The organism is Flavobacterium calami (genome assembly GCF_038290035.1).
Taxonomy (GTDB): domain Bacteria; phylum Bacteroidota; class Bacteroidia; order Flavobacteriales; family Flavobacteriaceae; genus Flavobacterium; species Flavobacterium calami.
On the sequence record NZ_JBBYHS010000033.1, the window covers coordinates 1 to 16,467 of the forward strand.

Below are 16,467 nucleotides of genomic sequence, written 5' to 3' on the forward strand. Positions count from 1 at the left end.
GCCATACAAAAGAAAAATGATGATGATCGGCCATCTTTTGGGACAGTTCTAAATTATGATAAACCACGTTTTGGGTAAAACTTCCTATGCTGATATGTACCTGCTCTGAAAAATGTGCCATAAATTTATTTGTCAAAATATTAAGTAAGAATTTATTTTCAAAAATAGCTTTTAAAATTAATTTTGCAAATGTTCCAACACTATTATTTGTAAATATTTTACCCTAAAAAATTAAAAACAGAGATGTAGTTACAAAAAAATTAAAGGAAAAGTACAGCCATAAAAAAACATCCAAAATCAGATTAATTTTGGATGTTGCAAATATTGAATGTACTTCATTATTTCAGAGCCTTTTACTGAATCAACAAGCTTTTTCCTTCTAATTTAAATACTCATCAAAAATCCGATAAGATTTTCTTTTTTGTTCAGTCCCAATTTTTTTCTTAACCGGTATCTTGCCAATTCTACGCCTCCATTAGATATATTCATAATTTCGGCAATTTCTTTAGTAGACATATTCATCAATAAATAGGTCGACAAATCCAATTCTCTTGGTGAAATAGTCGGGTATTTTTCCTTTAACCTTTTTAGAAAATCAAAATGCACATTTTTAATATGTTTTTCTAAATCTTTCCAGCTTTTGTCGGTATTAACTTCTTTGACAATACTTTTATGAAGCTTGTTAAATTCTGTTTTAGTCGAATCATCTAATATATTGGTATCGATTTCTTTGAGTTTACTTATTATGGTATTCAAAGTTTTATTCTTTTTTACTACCTGCAGCGAATTATTTACAAGCTCCTTGTCCTTCGCCAGAATCTTAATCTGAAGTTTATCGCTTTTTAGTTTTTCGATTTCTTTTTCGAGTTCGTGTTGTTCATGCCTGATTTTGGCTTCTTTTTCCAGATATAAACGCCTTTGCTCAATGGTTTCGTAATATTTGTTTTTTCTGATTTTTAATTTAATTCTGTTAGAAATCACATAAATACCTGTAATAATCAACAATATATAAATCAGATAGGCCAGATAATGCCTGTACCATGGTGGCGAAATGATAAACTTAATCTGGCTGATATCTGAAACCACACCAAAACTATTTTTAGACCTCAGCTTCATTATATAATTACCTTCTCTCAAATTGGTATATTCTTTTATAGAAAGTGGTGACCAGCTACGCCAGGTATCCTCAAAAGGCTCCAGTTTATAGGAATAACTTACATTTTCCTGATTTTCAAATGTTGGGGACGAAAATGTAAACTTAACATGGTTATCACGGTAAGGCAGACAATATTGTTTATCGCCTATTTCTAAATTGCCGGTTAATATAGTATCACCCGGAAAAGAAAAACTTTCAATAAAAGCAATCGGCTTTGTTATAAAATTATTCGAAATTTCAGCATCATAATGCGTTAAGCCGTCTGTAAGTCCGATAAAAATATTGTTTGAATCTATTGTATTTACGGAGATGTAGTTATTCACCAGATTTCCGGTTAAATTACAAAAGGGCGCTTCTTTTCGAATGTATTTTCCACCACCTGATTTTTCCAAAACTCCTAAAGACTCATTAAAAGAATACCATAAATTCCCTTTTGAATCCTGGATAAGTGTATTGATAACCGGAATTTTATTAAAAAGACGGCTCATTTTTCTGTCTTCAAAAAAGCCGTCCTGGTCTGCAGAAAACCTGTAAAAATGGTTTTTTGACTGAAAATAAACCTTATCATTTATTAATTGCAGGCTTCCAATTCCTTTATTAATGGCAGATACCTGAGTATATTTCTTTACAGATTCAAATCTTTTCAAATCATCAGAAAGTTCCATTCGATATAAATATGGGTTTTTCTTCAGCCACAAATAATCATTATCCAGTTCGACTTCAAAAGTATTAGTTGTTTCATCAAAACCCTGAATCTGATTTACAAATTCAACTGTACTTGGCGTGATTTTAAAGACTGAAAAACCATTATAACTTTCCCCTATTACATATTCAGGATGCCCGGGTATCTTTTTAAAACCAAAATATCCTTTGGTATCCAAAATTTTAGAAACCTTATTATGTTTTACCACTAATGCTCCGCTATTGCTGGAACATAATAAGGTGTTATTTATGACCTGAATATTCCATGCCTGCGCAATAGTTCCTTCGACCCTGTTAAAAGGTTCATCTGTAAAAGAGGTATTCCACGAATGGTAAAACAATCCCTGATTGGTTGCCACATACAATTTATTCTGATGCAAAACTGAAGCGTAAACTGTTCCTATATTATAACTGTAATCAAAATAGGTAAAAGGAGAATTTTCGTTTATAAATGTTATTCCGTTATCAAGTCCGAGCCAGATATTGTTTTTACTATCTACAAAAGAAGTCAGTATCGTATTGTTCTGAAGTCCTTTTTGACGGTTTAAATGCTGAATTATTTTTCCGTTCAGATCACAAATTATGATGCCATTCAAAACCGAATTTAAAATGATGAATTTATCTTTTATGATTGACCCACCCAGTGACGTATTTCTTTTTATAAAAGTATTGGCTTCGGTATTCCATTCTTTTACGGAATTATAATCGTAAACAAAAAGTCCTTTTTCTAAAGTTGCAAGCAGGATTTTATTATCTCGCAAAGGAAAAATAGCCCAGACTTCTTTGTCATTCAGAACTGTCGTCCCTTTTAACGGATACAACTTTTTATTTTTATATTCCAAAAGTCCCAATACTTTGTCCTGAAAAAAAAGCCGTTTATTGATTACGAAAGAAAACTGAAATTTCTTTGGAGCATTGAGTACGTTAAGTGTATTATTTTTATAAAAAAAGGCTTTTGTAAAAGACTGAAAAATCACTTCTCCATTAAACACATGAATTCTCCAGATTAAGTTTATATTCTGACTATCCTTATTTCGGATTAGTTTTGAAAGTGAGAAATATTTTAATTCTCCCTTTTCATCTGCTTTAAAATAACCGAATTCATTATTCCCTCCTACAAAAATTTTTCCAGAATCATCAATTTTTAAACTTCTGATGGCTGTATTATTTGGCAAAGCATATTTTTTCCAGGTTGAACCGTCAAACTGAATAAGTCCGCTATTGTTTGCAAAATAAAGATTGCCATTTTTATCCTGATCAATACTCCAGTTTTGGGTACCCCCTTTATACTCGGTTCTTTTATAATTCTTCAGATTCGGCATTCCAATGTTTTTCACTTGTGCTAAAAGATTAAAACTGAGAAAAAAAATTGCCGACGTGCACAAAAAACGGTTTATGAATTTCATAATTTTTATACCTATATTTTATTAGTAACATTAATTATCTGTCTTTTAATAGTAATTATCACACTTATAAAAAAGCTACTAAACCACAAAAAAACCAAACATATTATTTTTAATAAATGTAGTGTTTTTTTAGAGTAGTTAACATTATTGTAACAATATAAAAAAATAAATAAAAAACTGATTTTAAATATTTTAAAATTATTTTGATGTGTTTTTGTAAAGTATAATTTTATAGTTTGATGTGTTTTTGTAATAAAAATAAATTATAATTAATAAAAAATTAACCCTACTATTGCATCAAATTACTAATTAATTAACCAAAATTTTTAGAAAAATGAAATTAACAAAATTATTTATTTTTTGTTTTTCATCTTTACTGTTTTCTGTAGTCGCAATCGCTCAGGATGTGACCGTAAACGGAACAATAAATGATGAAGGTGGAATGCCCGTCCCGGGGGCTACAATTTTAATTAAAGGCACAAATAAAGCTACTGCTTCTGACTTTGATGGAAAATTCCAGATTAACGTTCCATCAGACGGAACACTGACAATTACATTTGTAGGATATAATACTGTACAGGAGCCTGTAAACGGAAGAACGAGAATTGACATCAGATTAAAACCTGAATCACAAAACCTTAATGAGGTTGTGGTTGTTGGATATGGAACACAAAAGAAAAGTGTGGTAACCGGAGCGATTTCTTCTATAAAAGCTGAACAAATAGCCAACTTATCTGTTGGTTTATCTACTCAGGTACTACAAGGTCAGGCTGCGGGTGTTACTGTTTTATCACAATCAGGTGCGCCGGGAGCAGGAGCCAAAGTTCGTATTCGTGGAGCTGGATCAAACGGGAACTCCGATCCTATTTATGTTGTTGACGGAATGCGTACAAGCAATATCGACTTCCTTGATTCGAACGATATTGAAAAACTTGAAATTTTAAAAGATGCCGCTTCTGCAGCTATCTACGGTGCTGATGGTGGTAACGGGGTCGTAATGATTACCACTAAAAAAGGTAAATCAGGATCAATGAAAATCTCTTATAGCAATCAATTTGGTTTTCAGTACTTAAGATCAAAGTTAGAGATGATGAATGCGGATCAGTACGTTCATTGGATTGACGAAACAAAACCTGCAGGAAACAGACCTAATGTAGCTGACTGGACAGGTAAACAAGGAACAAACTGGATCGATGAAACTGCAGAAGAAGGAGCACCTATGCAGCACCACACACTTCAGCTTGCAGGAGGAAATGATGTTTCTACTTTTTTACTTTCAGGCAACTTTTTCACACAGGATGGTATTTTTGGAGGAGACAAAACCAATTTTAAACGTACAACGGTTAGATTCAACTCCAATCATAAAGTAAGTAAATATTTAGAAGTTGGAGAAAACTTCTCTCTTTCAGTAAACAAACGTAAAGCTTTTACAGAAGATGACAGTTTTAACGGTATCATGAATCACGCCATGCTGATGGATCCTTTAACTCCTGTTTTCTATCCAAATGGGACTACACTTCCACAACATGTTCAGGATGCTGTAGCAGGCGGAAAAGCTGTACCAACTAATGCTAATGGCGAATACTACGGTTTATCTAATTATATAGTTGGTGAAATTGCTAATCCGGTAGGACAAATTGCGCTTGATCACGGTTTAACACAAGAAACTAAAATTATTGGTAATGTTTACGCTAACATCAAGCCTTTTGAAGGATTTGTTTTTACAACACGTTATGGAATAGAGCAGACATATAACAACTATAACGACTGGACCCAGAAATATTGGTGGAATACTAATAAAGAGAATACAACAAATAACAAAACTTACAATCAAAGTATCTTTAAAACCTGGTTGTTTGAAAACTTTGCTACTTACAGTAAAACGATTAATAAACATGAATTCTCGGTTATGGCAGGTATGTCCTCTCAGGATTCAGAAAAAAGTTATTTAGACAGTCGTACAGCGGGTATGATTAAAGAAGGAGACATTTGGGCAACAGTTGGAGAAACCCCAGTAGACGGAACTATTGCAGGAAACAGAACTCCTACATCAATGTTGTCTTATTTTGGGCGTATTACATATTCTTTTGATAATAAGTATTTATTTCAGGCTTCTTTGAGAAACGACAACTCTTCTCTTTTTGCACCTGATAAACGTGCAGGTTACTTCCCGGCTGTATCTGCAGGATGGGTAATCTCAAATGAGTCATTTTGGAAACTTGAAGCTGTTAATTACGTAAAATTAAGAGCTTCCTGGGGTGAAAATGGTTCAACTTCTAATATTTCACCTGGTCAATGGCAGGCTTTGATTACAAAAGACGGTCTAAAATATCCTGATGCATTAGGAAATTATCAAACAGTGGGCGAGCTTAAAATATTGCCAAATGAAGATATAACCTGGGAAACTACAGAGCAGACAGATTTTGGTCTTGATGTAAAAGCATTTAATAACAGATTATCGTTAGGTCTTGATTATTACAAAAAAATAACGCGTGATTTATTAACTCCTTCTTCTCCTCCACTATCTACAGGTTATGCCGCTCCATACGCAAATGCAGGTGATGTGACAAACAAAGGTTTCGAAATCGAAGCTGGCTGGAGAGAATCACAACATCAGTTAAAGTACGGTATAAATCTTAACCTTACCACAATTGACAACGAAGTTACGTATTTAAATCCATTACTAACAAGAGTTGACGGAGCTGCTATTCCGGTATTAGGAACTGTAACTTCTTTTGAACTAGGTAAACCGGTTTGGTATTTCAGAGGATATAAAACAGATGGTATATTCCAAAATCAGGCACAAATTGATGCTTACAAAACATCTTTAGGAAGTGTTACTACATGGAATCCTACTCCTGGTCAGCCTGTGGTAGTTGATACCAATGGCGATGGTGATATTACAGATCAGGATAAAACCTATATTGGAGATCCTCACCATGATTTAATAGTTTCAACAACTATTGATTTTGAATACAAAGGATTTGATCTTAAATTCTTCGTACAAGGTGCTTTTGGCGGTGAAAACTATATGGCTTTAGCCAGAGTTGACAATCCTTTTTCTAACCGCCCGTCATTTTTCTATACTGACAGATGGACAGGAGAAGGAAGTACAAACAGTTTCCCAAAAGCTTCTTATAGTGACCCAATCATTTACTCAAGTGATTTGATGGTTCAGGATGCTTCTTATGTTAGAATCAAGCAAATACAATTAGGATATAATTTTAGTTCCGAATTACTAAGCCAGATAAAAGTGAGCAGCTTAAGACTTTATGTTTCTCTTGATGATTATTTCACCTTTACAAAATACAAAGGTATTGATCCGGAAGTTGGAAGTTTTTCTAACAACTCACAAGGTATTGACAGAGGTTTGTATCCAAATGCAGCCCGTATCATGACTGGACTATCAGTAACATTTTAATTCGAACTCATAAATAAATAATGATGAAAAAAATAATTTATAAATTAACGTTTATTGCGGGTTTGGTTGGGATGCTAATCTCCTGCAGTGAAGATTTCTTAGACAAACCTGTCTATGGTGCACTGAAAGCTGAAGATTACTATAAAACAGAAGCTGAATTGCAAGAAGGAATATTTGCCTGTTATGATGTTTTACAATGGGCTTATGCAGCAGACTGGAACTCAATGTATGTTGTAAAATCATTTCCTGCTGATGAAACTCACGCAGGGGGAGGTTCAGACGGAGATCAGCCGCCTTATCAGCAATTAGATGATTATTCATTTACAGCAGAAAACAAACCAATCGAGCACTGTTTTAAAGCTATGTATTTTGGTGTAATGAGAGCTAATGCCATCATTAATGTTGCAACTCCTGACACTCCAAAAAAGGCACAATTAATAGCTGAAGCAAAAGCACTCAGAGCTTTTTTCTATTTTGAATTAGTTTCAATGTGGGGCGGCGTACCATTAAGACTTGAGGTACCAAAAGCAGGTGATTTCGCAATGGAAAAATCAACACCTGAGCAAATCTACGCTCAAATACACAAAGATTTAAGTGAAGCAATTCCGAATCTTCCTAAAAAGAGTGAATATAGTGCCGAAATGCGTTTTAGAATGTCAAAAGGTACTGCACAGGCTATAAATGGAAAAGCGTATCTGTATGAAAAAAAATATCCGGAATCAGCTGCGGCATTCAACGACGTAATTACTTCTAATGAATACGATCTTGCACCAGATTTTTCAAAAATATTTTTAAAGACATCAGAGTATGGTTTAGAATCTTTATTTGAAATCGGCTATGTAACAACTGCAGGCTATGATTGGGGGAATTTTAAATGGGACGGAAGCCGCGCCATGGAGAACAACGTAAACTGGCAGTTGATGGGGCCTAGAAGTGATTATTTCAAAACAGGAACCTCCGGACTTAATGCGGGATGGGGTTTTAACTATCCTACATCTAAAATGGCTGAAGCGTTTGATGCTGAAGGAGATGCAATCAGAAAAAATGCCTCTTTATTATCTGTTGCAGACCTTAGATCAAAATTCGGCGGAGACTGGGTAGTAGACAAAGATCTGGACTGGACACAAGCACCTCCGGTATGGGGTATGGACGGTTATTTCAGACTTAAATATGGTTCATTGGCTGCTGAAACAGGTACTCCTGTTGCCGAATTGAATTATGGAACCAATGTTAGATTAATAAGATATGCTGATGTTTTATTGATGGCTGCAGAAGCAAATCTTTTGGCAGGCAACACTACAGTTGCACAAGGTTATTTTACGGCTGTACGTGACAGAGTAGATTTGCCGGTCAAAACCGTTACTCTCGATGCAATTAAAACAGAAAGACGATTAGAGCTTGCGTTTGAAGGATTCAGATTTCTTGATTTGATTCGTTGGGGTGATGCCCCAGCTGTTCTGAAAAATCAAGGATTCAAAAAGAACGGAAACTTTGCAGACAAACATAAATTATATCCAATTCCTGCTGCAGAGATTCTTAATAATCCAAAAATGACACCAAATCCTGGTTGGGGCAGTTAGTCAAATTATATTACAAAATAAAGTGCTGTAACAGGCACATTTAAAAAACATAAAATGTATTCAGAAACTGTGAATCATTTAAGTTAAGTGTTAAGTTAAGTTTGGTTGTTAGAATAGCCCATATTCTTTTTTGATTATGGGCTATTTTTAAAAAGACATCTATATTAGAAACAAGGTTTTAAATCTGAGTTTTAATTAAAAACATAATACAATGAAAAAAATCGGCTTTATTCTTACTTGTTTATGTTTTTCTTCCACTGTTTTGTATTCGCAGGTAAAAAAACAGGAACAGAAATTCATCACTGCTAATAAAAAAATAACGGTTTATACGACCGCTGAAAAAACAAATTTAAAATTAACGCCAACGGATAATCTCGTTTTCTCTGCTTCTAAGCAGCCTTTAGAAATTGAGACCTCAATATTTGTGGAACCTGCAAAGAAGTTTCAGAATTTTATCGGAATCGGCGGTGCCATAACCGATGCAAGTGCCGAGATATTCGCTAAACTTTCAAGAGAAAAACAAACAGAATTCTTAAACGCATACTACGATAAACAAAAAGGTATAGGTTATTCATTACTAAGAACAACCATTCAAAGTTCTGATTTTAGTAGTGAAAGCTATTCTTATATTAAGGAAGGAGATAAAGAACTGAAGACATTTTCTATCGATCACGACAGGCAATTTCGTATTCCATTAATTAAAAAAGCTATTCAGACAGCTGGCGGAAAATTGACGACCTATGTTGCTCCCTGGTCTCCAAATGCTTTTATGAAAAGCAATAACAATGTACTTCAGGGCGGAACTTTACTGCCTGAATACTATCAGACATGGGCAAACTTTTATGCAAAATTTATAAAAGAATACGAAAAAGAAGGAATTCCGATTTGGGGCACCTCAACACAAAATGAACCAATGGCAGTACAAACCTGGGAATCTTGCATTTATACTGCCGAAGCAGAAAGAGATTTTATAAAAAATTATTTAGGCCCAACCCTAAAAAAAGAAAATCTTGGGAATAAAAAAATCATAATCTGGGATCATAACCGCGATTTAATGAACCAAAGAGCCAATGTAATTTATTCTGATCCTGAAGCCGCAAAATACATTTGGGGAATGGGTTTTCACTGGTATGAAACCTGGTCAGGAGGATTACCCATGTTTCATAATGTACGAAAGGTACATGAAGCCTATCCTGACAAAGGGCTTCTCTTTACAGAAGGATGTGTAGAACGATTTGATGCTTCAAAATATCAGTTTTGGCCAAATGCAGAAAGATACGGTACAGCAATGATTAATGATTTTAATAACGGAACAAACGGATGGACAGACTGGAACATCCTCTTAGATCAGAATGGTGGGCCGAATCATGTGGGGAATTTTTGTTTCGCGCCTATCCATGCTGATACTACAAATGGAGAATTAATTTATACTCCCTCCTATTATTATATCGGACATTTTTCTAAGTTTATTCGTTTAAACGCCGTTCGTATCAGTTCAGCCGTAAGCAGAAGCAGTTTATTAAGTACTTCGTTTCTTAATGCAGATGGTACAATCGCAACCATTGTCATGAACCAGACCGACAAAGAAATAAATTACAACCTTATCATAGCCTCTCAGAAAACACAAGTTAAAATTCCTGCACACGCCATCCAGACTTTAGTTTATTAAGTAATTCATCTTACAAAATTATATCTTGTGCTATAGAGTGTTTCAGGACTAAAAATTAATTTGAACAGTAAATTACAAAATGGGACTGTTCCAAATCTTAAAATTACAAAATGAAAAATACTATTTTGCTGCTATTCGCTTTCTCTATTTGCAGTGTTACATGGAGTCAGGGAAATAAAAAATCAGAAATTGATGCAAAAGTTTCTGAATTGCTTTCAAAAATGACTCTCGAAGAAAAAGTGGGTCAAATGACACAAATTACAGTAACTATTTTTGAAGATTCCAAAAAGCCGGGGTATTTTGATCCTGCAAAATTAAAGCAGGGAATTCAGGATTATCACATTGGGTCTATCTTAAATGTTCCGAATCCCGGAGCGCCAACAATACAAAGATGGCAGGAAACTCTAACCGCTATAGCTAATGAAACCAATAAAACAAGACTAAAAATTCCGATTTTATACGGTATAGATGCTATTCATGGAGCGAGTTATACAGCAGGAGCCACTTTATTTCCGCAACAAATAGGGCTTGCTGCAACTTTTAATACAGATTTGGTAAAACGGGGTGCCGAAATTTCAGCATACGAAACCAGAGCTTCTTCAATTCCATGGGTTTTTTCACCAGATTTAGATTTTCCAAGAAATCCAGCCTGGTCCAGAATGTGGGAGTCTTTTGGAGAAGATGCTTATTTATCTTCAAAAATGGCAGTTGCATTAGTCGATGGATTTGAAGGAAATAATGTGGGTTCAAAATACAGCGTAGCTTCCTGTATGAAACATTACATCGGTTACGGAAGTACTTATACAGGAAAAGACAGAACACCAAGTATCATTCCGGAACGCTTATTAAGACAGTATGATTTAACCATTTATGAAGCCGCAATTAAAGCCGGAGCTAAAAGTGTAATGGTAAGTTCAGGCGAAATTAACGGAACTCCCGTACATGCCAGCAAACATTTAATTACTGATATTTTAAAAAACGAACTGGGTTTTTCAGGTGTTGTAGTTACAGACTGGAAAGACATTATTTACCTTCATACCAGACATAAAATTGCAGAAACCAAACGTGATGCCGTGAGAATAGCCATTATGGCCGGAATTGATATGAGCATGGTTCCTGAAGAATTTTCTTTTTACACTGATTTAGTAGATTTAGTAAAGAAAGGAGAGGTTCCGATGTCAAGAATTGATGATGCGGTTACCCGAATTTTAAGAATGAAATTCGAATTGAATCTATTCCAGAACACGGTAGCCAATTTAAAAGACTATCCAAAATTCGGATCTCCGGAACACATTCAGGAAGCTTATAAAACAGCCGTTGAATCTATTACATTACTGAAAAATAATAATGCTGTTCTGCCTTTAAACAAAAATGAAAAAATTCTGGTTACCGGAGCAACTGCAAACAGTATGAAATACTTAAACGGCGGCTGGTCGTATACCTGGCAGGGTGAAAAATCGGATACGTATGCAGCTGATAAATTCACTATTCTGGAAGCTTTTCAAAATAAAATTGGAAAGGAGAATGTACTCTACACTCCAGGCGCAGATTTAGAAATCGAAAATGAAGCCGAAATTCAGAAAGCGGTTGATTTAGCCAAAAATGCTTCTAAAATACTGTTGTGCCTCGGTGAGAAAAACTATACCGAAACTCCTGGTGATATCAGCAATCTGTTTATGAGCAGTTCTCAAATCAAATTAGCTTTAGCCTTATCAAAATTAAACAAACCGATTATTTTGGTTTTAAACGAAGGAAGGCCAAGATTAATCAGTGATTTCGAAGATAAAATGAATGCCGTAATTCAGTGTTATCTTCCAGGAAACGAGGGAGCCAGAGCATTGGTAGATATTATTTACGGAGATATAAATCCAAGCGGAAGACTTCCTTATAATTATCCAAGATACCCAAATTCATTAGAAAAATACAACCGAAAATATACCGAAAGCATCTCTGAAGGAGAGCAAAATGATGATGCCAAATATGAAAAAAGCTATTTGCCTCAATACGAATTTGGAACGGGATTATCGTACACCTCTTTTAAATATTCAAATTTAAAAATGGATAAAACAGAAATCAATTCAAATGACGAAATCAATGTTTCTGTAGAAGTGACCAACTCAGGTAAAAAGGCCGGAAAAGAATCTGTTTTATTGTATTTATCAGACAATTTCGCCAGTATTACCCCTGAATTTAAATCGTTGAAAAGATTTGAAAAAATTAGTTTAGAGCCAAATGAAACTAAAACAGTAAAATTCACACTGAATCAAAAAGACTTGCAGTTTGTAAACGAAGATTTAAAGTGGATTTCTGAAAAAGGAACTTTTACCATTCAGGTTTCAAATCTTAAAAAAGATTTTGCTTTGAAATAATTACAAAAAACTCTTTAAAGTAAAATAATTTTGAATTATATAGATTATTAAATTAAAAACGAAAACTCATTTAGTGGGTTTTCGTTTTTTTTGTAGTGTCTCGCTAACTGGGGAAGTAAAAGACAGACAATATCCTAAAAAGCTTTCTATTTTTTTAGCGTTTTGTCTGCAACTATAACTCTCTCAAGCGCTTTTGGATTGTTATCACCCATACATACATGATAAATCCTATCGCCTTCAAATTCTATTTGGTAGAGTATCTCACCCGTCATAGCATCTAGTTTGATGATTTCCCAAGTTGATTTATTAGTAGTTTTTTGAGTATCTAAAATTAATTGCCAATATTTTTTTTCTTTTCCTTCTTGTGTTATTTCAGCACCATAATATATATCTTCTCTCACTAAAGGTGATTTTCGTGCTAGAATATATTCAATCACTTTTTCATAACTAAAATCCCAGCCTTGATCGTGGTCTACTGTTTTTTCTAATTTGCCTTCTTGGTTGAAAAAATATTGTTTACCAATTAATATATTTTGAGTAATTGAAGATCTCATATATTTCATTTTTATATTTTTATTAGGATAATAACTTTTTCCAATCGAATAATAGGAATTTGTAGCAGTAAATGAAGAATTTAAACCTTCTTCAAGTGTGCCGTGTAGAATAAAGGAAACCTCATTATTAATTTTTTCATATGAATAGATTTTAAATTTAACACCTACATAAGGTGCCGCAGTTCCAATTGATTCAGTTATAATTAAACCGTCTTTGTAATCTTCAAGGTTCAGTTTTTCAAATTCTGGAGTAATGACTGGTCGTTCCATGTTTTCTACTTGCGCTTTGCAATTGGCAAATAACAAAAGAGCCATTAGTAATGTTATTGTTCTCATAGTACAGGTATATAATCTACAGGTTTCTGCATTGCTTTGCTGTTCGCAACCACGCATTGAAAACTATTCTTTTAGTTTTTTAGCGTTTTATCTGCTACAATAATTCTTTCTATGGGTTTTTGATTGTTATAGCCTAAATCTGCATGCCATATCCTATCGCCTTCAAGCTCTATTTGATACAGTATCTCACCCGTCATAGCATCTAGTTTGATGATTTCCCAAGTTGATTTATTAGTAGTTTTTTGAGTATCTAAAATTAATTGCCAATATTTTTTTTCTTTTCCTTCTTGTGTTATTTCAGCACCATAATATATATCTTCTCTCACTAAAGGTGATTTTCGTGCTAGAATATATTCAATCACTTTTTCATAACTAAAATCCCAGCCTTGATCGTGGTCTACTGTTCTTTCTAGTTTGCCTTCTTTGTCAAAAAAGTATTCTTTACCAATTAATATCTTAGCACTAGGGAGCGACGATACTATACATTTCCTGCTAATATTCAAGTTTGTATAATAACTTTTACCAATTGAATAATAGGAATCTTTAGCAGTAAATGAAGAGCTGAAACCATCACCACCTATTAGTGTGCCTCTTAGAATAAAAGAAAATTCATTACTAATTTTTTTATAAGAATAGATTTTAAATTTAACACCTATATAAGGCGCAATATCACTAGTTAATTCTTCAATAATTAAACCGTCTTTGTAATCTTCTAGATTTAGTTTTTCGAATTCTGCAGTGATGACAGGTCGTTCCATAATGTTGTTATTTAGTGTTGTTGTGACGGTTTTGTTTTCTACTTGTGCTTTGCAATTGGCAAATAGTACAAGAGCCATTAGTAAAGTTATTGTTCTCATGGTGCGGGTATATAATGTGCAGGTTCTGCAGTGGCTTTGCTGTTCGCAACCACACATTGCCAATGGTACAAAAAGTATTGTGCACTATTTGGTCCATAATCCATCAAATTACGGGTCGTTTTTTCTTTAAAAGAATGCTTGCCGTTTCTTTGTGGATTTGTTTCGCTGTTATATATTGGATTGATGTGGTTTTTACTTTCCCAGGTATGGGGCAATTTTAGAGAATGATATACCTCGTGAGCAGAACTGGTAAGGTCTGCACCATTTAGCATCACAATATTTTTTGGTTCATTTCCGCTGGTAAAACCGCCAAGAGAACCTGATACAGGCCCTTGAGTATTGTTCGCATCCATATAAAAACCACCTTGTGGCATATAAAAGACTCTCATGTAATTGTCATATTTATTTCCAACCCCTGCTTTTGCTTTTAGTTTGGTGTACAAATAATCATCTAAATCTTTCCAGCCACGGGGCACAGTAGCACCATGTAAATGGTAGCATTTTAATCTTCCGCCAACTACAAATTTACTATTAAAATCATCACGAATAATTGTAATAGTTGATAAATCTAGAGTTTCCACACTAAAAACAGGATCTATGAGCGATTGACGCAAATATTTTCTGATGATGGTTTTCTGTCCAGTTTCTGTTGCGCCTGCTACTAAAAAACCTTCTTCTTTTGTTGTTGGAATAGAATCAATATCGGTTATTACATTAACAAGTACTATTTTTTTTATTTTTCGTTTACTGGCATCGTTGGGCAAAACTTTGAGTACTCCTGCCAGTTTTCTGACTTTGCTGGTATTTGCAGGGTCAGGGTGCGCCATGATGGTGTAGGCTTTAATTTCTTTGTAAGCCGTTGCAAAAGTTTTTTTGCATTTTATTTGTATGTCCATCGTGTTAAAAGTACTGGCACCCGTTACTGTTTTGGTTATTTGCAACTGTTTCATTCGGTCTTCTGGTCGGGCAGGTACATTGGTTGCTGGTACATTGGTTGCTGGTGTCGCAAGAAGTGATGGCACAACAGGTGCTGCGCCTGTGAATACTGTAATATCAAAAAATTCATTTTCAAATTCAAGTATCAACTCCTCTGGAGCAACTATAACTTCAATTTGCAATTGCAAAATTGCAACAGCATCTACATTTTCATTTTCATTTTTATAAATCGATAGTTTAGGTTCTAAATAATCAATACTTGCACCTGAGGCATCTAACCTATTCAATGAGGTAAATTTTCGATATTCGTTTATTAGTTTTTCATACAAATCTTTAACACCGTTGCGGTTGGTATCTCTTGTATCTCCCACAAATGGGCTGGCAACTGTGTTGTTGTTATACGTTCCCAAAATAGTTTGGTAATCTACATCGCCAGCAAGGCTGGTTTGCCCAAGATTGGTTCCGCTACCTGTTCTCATCCAATCAAACATAAATTCACCTTTCCAGGCTGGGGTAGGTCTAAACATCACTGTTGCTTGCGCATCAATTACGCCTGCGGGTGGGACTACAAACCTTGGGCTATTAAATTCTACATTTGCCATATCTATTATTTATTGCCTTTGATTTGGACTTTTTTATTCGAAGTCAAATTCAAATTTTCTTCTGTAGCTACTATTTCAATCTTTTCGGCTGTTTCCAGAAAGATTTTACTTTCACTAATGTAGTTCCCTTTAATTCTAACATATAAATTCTTTGCGGTTTTATTGATTGCCATAAAATGATTTTTTAAAGATTAAAACATATTTGATTTTTCTGCACAGTTAACTTCAACAGTTTTTTGACTACTTTCCAAAAGCATATTTTCTTTAGTACTAAAAACACTTACTTTCTCTCCATGTTGAGTAGATTCTAATGAACTTCGAATATGTTTTTGTTCAATAATCTCCGTTTTATTATTAGCACTTTCAGTAAAATCTCCAGCAGCTGTTTGAGAAATATCGTGACCCGCTGTTTGAGAAATATCTTTATTTGCAGAATTATTAATATTTTCTCCTGCACTTAACGATATATTCTTACCTGCAGTAACAGTAAAATTATCTCCGGCATTTACTGTAAAATTCTTTGGCGCATTCAGATCAATATTTCCCTGACCATCCATTTTCCATGTATTACCACTCGGATCTTCAATCAAAATACTTCCTTCACCGTCGTTCAAAACAAATTTGATTCCTGAACGCGTGTGAATCGCCTTTACATTATTCTGACCATCTGCATAACCGCTGGTTTCACTGCCATTATACTGCGTTCCCAAAACATACGGATTCTGTGCATTGCTTCCTTCAAAACCGACCAGTACTTCTTCACCGATTTCCGGAATAAAGTAAAATCCTTTTCCTGAACCTGAGTGTGGCTGTATCATTCGTAGCCATTCACTTGAATTGTTTCCGCCTGCCCAGTTGAACTGTACTTTTACACGCCCT

Annotated in this window: 10 protein-coding genes; 4 read left to right on the forward strand and 6 right to left on the reverse strand. The window is 34.5% G+C overall.

The window, feature by feature from the left end; genetic code table 11:
* Positions 1–384: 384 nt before the first annotated feature.
* Entirely contained in the window at positions 385–3,195 is a 2,811-nt protein-coding gene (locus AAEO57_RS20520; protein WP_341694896.1) for a triple tyrosine motif-containing protein, read from the reverse strand.
* A 403-nt stretch (positions 3,196–3,598) separates the two neighbouring features.
* On the opposite strand from AAEO57_RS20520, the gene AAEO57_RS20525 reads away from it, so the two are divergent.
* The 4 genes from AAEO57_RS20525 to AAEO57_RS20540 all read left to right on the forward strand — a co-directional run bounded on the left by AAEO57_RS20525 (position 3,599) and on the right by AAEO57_RS20540 (position 12,303).
* Complete coding sequence (locus AAEO57_RS20525) at positions 3,599–6,685, forward strand: SusC/RagA family TonB-linked outer membrane protein (protein ID WP_341694897.1); 3,087 nt, start codon at positions 3,599–3,601, stop codon at positions 6,683–6,685.
* A gap of 23 nt (positions 6,686–6,708) precedes the next feature.
* Positions 6,709–8,265, forward strand: coding sequence for a RagB/SusD family nutrient uptake outer membrane protein (locus AAEO57_RS20530; RefSeq protein WP_341694898.1), 1,557 nt, complete (start codon positions 6,709–6,711; stop codon positions 8,263–8,265).
* 211 nt (positions 8,266–8,476) lie between these two features.
* A complete protein-coding gene (locus AAEO57_RS20535) occupies positions 8,477–9,934 on the forward strand; it encodes a glycoside hydrolase family 30 protein (protein ID WP_341694899.1) in 1,458 nt (485 codons plus the stop codon).
* Positions 9,935–10,044: 110 nt separating this feature from the next.
* The gene (locus AAEO57_RS20540) at positions 10,045–12,303 is read left to right on the forward strand and encodes a glycoside hydrolase family 3 N-terminal domain-containing protein (RefSeq protein ID WP_341694900.1); all 2,259 of its coding nucleotides are present in this window, start codon (positions 10,045–10,047) and stop codon (positions 12,301–12,303) included.
* A 146-nt stretch (positions 12,304–12,449) separates the two neighbouring features.
* Here AAEO57_RS20540 and AAEO57_RS20545 read toward each other — a convergent pair whose 3' ends face one another.
* The 5 genes from AAEO57_RS20545 to AAEO57_RS20565 all read right to left on the reverse strand — a co-directional run.
* A complete protein-coding gene (locus tag AAEO57_RS20545; RefSeq protein WP_341694901.1) occupies positions 12,450–13,193 on the reverse strand; it encodes a hypothetical protein in 744 nt (247 codons plus the stop codon).
* Between the two features lie 71 nt (positions 13,194–13,264).
* The gene (locus tag AAEO57_RS20550) at positions 13,265–14,050 is read right to left on the reverse strand and encodes a hypothetical protein (RefSeq protein WP_341694902.1); all 786 of its coding nucleotides are present in this window, start codon (positions 14,048–14,050) and stop codon (positions 13,265–13,267) included.
* On the reverse strand, positions 14,047–15,588 hold the full coding sequence (locus AAEO57_RS20555) for a hypothetical protein (protein WP_341694903.1): 1,542 nt from the start codon (positions 15,586–15,588) through the stop codon (positions 14,047–14,049). The genes AAEO57_RS20550 and AAEO57_RS20555 overlap by 4 nt, the downstream gene beginning before the upstream one ends.
* A gap of 5 nt (positions 15,589–15,593) precedes the next feature.
* Positions 15,594–15,761, reverse strand: a complete 168-nt coding sequence (locus tag AAEO57_RS20560; protein WP_341694904.1) for a hypothetical protein — start codon at positions 15,759–15,761, stop codon at positions 15,594–15,596.
* An 18-nt stretch (positions 15,762–15,779) separates the two neighbouring features.
* A partial coding sequence (locus tag AAEO57_RS20565; protein ID WP_341694905.1) for a phage baseplate assembly protein V occupies positions 15,780–16,467 on the reverse strand: 688 nt, incomplete at its 5' end.